Origin of the sequence: Hymenobacter sp. B1770 (genome assembly GCF_049896385.1) — a bacterium.
Lineage (GTDB): Bacteria > Bacteroidota > Bacteroidia > Cytophagales > Hymenobacteraceae > Hymenobacter.
The window spans coordinates 1-1,676 of the sequence record NZ_JAFCUF010000024.1; the positions used below are offsets into that span (position 1 = coordinate 1).

The following is a 1,676-nucleotide window of genomic DNA, read 5'->3' on the forward strand; positions in this document are numbered from 1 at the left end:
GCCGAATTCTCAACCGTGAGGTTCTCGGCCGTGAAGTCGTTGCCCTGCACGCGTACCGTGGCCGAGGTGTAGGTGCAGTGCTTCCCGGCATCGCCGGAGTAGTCGCCGTAGGTGATGACGACGCCCTCCCGGCTCTCGCCCACCAGGGTGATGTGAGTTTTCTGCGAAGGCACCAGCAGCTTCTCGCGGTAGGTGCCGTTCTTGATGAAAATGGTAGCCGGCACCTGCATGAAGTCGCGCACGGCCAGCACGGCGTCCTGAATGGTGCGGTAGTCGCCGCTGCCGTCCAGGGCGACGGTCAGGCGGATCGGCACCAAAAATGATTCTTGGGGGGCGGCCGGCCGGGCGGCGGGCGCCGTTCCCTGGGCGTGCAGCGCGGCCGGGGACAGCAGCAGGCGGGCGAAGAGCAGTAGGTTGCGGAAAAGCATCAGCAGTTAAACAGGAAAGCGGTTGCGCCAGGAGGACTTAGGGGGTGGGGGCTACCCATCTTTGCCGAAAGTAGGCATTCAAAAAGCCCTCCTGAAAAGAGCCCCCAAAAGCTGCAATTTCGGAGTTTTTCACGGGCCCTGACCAAATTCGAAAAGCGGTCGTGGCTGTTGCAGAAGTCGGTCTAGGTAGCTGCGCTGGCCAAAAGGCGCAGTCCCGACGCGCTCACTGCGACTAAGGTCCGGCGGTTGCGCCGCTCACAGCGCCTCTGCGCGTCCAACAGCGGCCGTGGCAGGGCCACGGCCTGGCTTATTTGTCGCTGGGGGCGGTGCTTGAGCAGCTTTTTGAGGTTGTAGGCCACGGCCGTGAGCAGCATGGTCTTGTGGGCCCCGGCGTGGCCCCGCACGTACATCCGGCGCAGGCCGTAATGGTGCAGCAGGCTCCCAAACACGGGTTCGACCGTGCTTTGTCGCACCCGTCGCATGCGCTGGCCCCGGCGACTCTGCTGGCGCTGCCACGCCCGGCGGTAGGACCCGCCGTAAATGGTGCGGGTGAGTTGTTTGTAGGTGCCCTTGGGGATGCACGTGGGCTTGAGCGGGCAGTTCTGGCACTCTTGGTAGGTGGCCAGGTAGAGTTTGACCCAGTCGCCTTCGGCGGTCGTGTCCACTTTGGCAAAGCGCAAACGCCGGCCCGCCGGGCACTGGTAGGTGTCAGTTTGCACGTCGTAAGGAAAGCCGTCAACCTCGGACTTGTACTTACCGAACACGGGAATCCAGGCCGTGATGCGCGCGGCTTCGAGCAGCGCGTAGTTCGACCCGTTGGCGTAGCCGGCGTCGGCCAGCAGCTCGCGCACGCCCAGCTCGTGGGACCGCAAGCGCCGTTGCGGCCCGGTGAGCGGCCGGGGCAGGTGCGGGCTCTCGCGGCTGTCGGCAAAATCGGCCTGCACGTGGCTGATGACGACCTTCGCCGCATCGACCGCGAGGCTGCAGCGGTAGTTCAGGGCCCGGGCTTTGCCGGGTTTGATGAAGATGCGCGCGTCCGGGTACGTGGGGCGGTAGGGCGTCTGGTTGCTGAGCAGCCGCGCCTTGGGGTGCTGCGCGCCCGGCACGCTGGAGTAGGCAAAGAGCCGGGCCTGGTGGGCGGCCAGGTTGCGCAGCTGGTGGGCCGGCGCCGTCACCACCGATGCGGCCGGGGCCCCGGCTCGTCCCTGTCCAAACGCGGCCCGGTGGGCCCTGCGGGCTGCTTTTCCC

The 1,676-nt window shown here is 66.2% G+C and carries 2 protein-coding genes; both read right to left on the reverse strand.

Annotated features, from left to right (window positions below; genetic code table 11):
• Positions 1-428 (reverse strand): pectinesterase family protein (locus ACP7AJ_RS21160; protein ID WP_426062223.1); only part of this gene is annotated, 428 nt, incomplete at its 3' end.
• 182 nt (positions 429-610) lie between these two features.
• Positions 611-1,676, reverse strand: a 1,066-nt coding sequence (locus ACP7AJ_RS21165; protein WP_426062224.1) for a transposase, incomplete at its 5' end; no start/stop codon positions are given.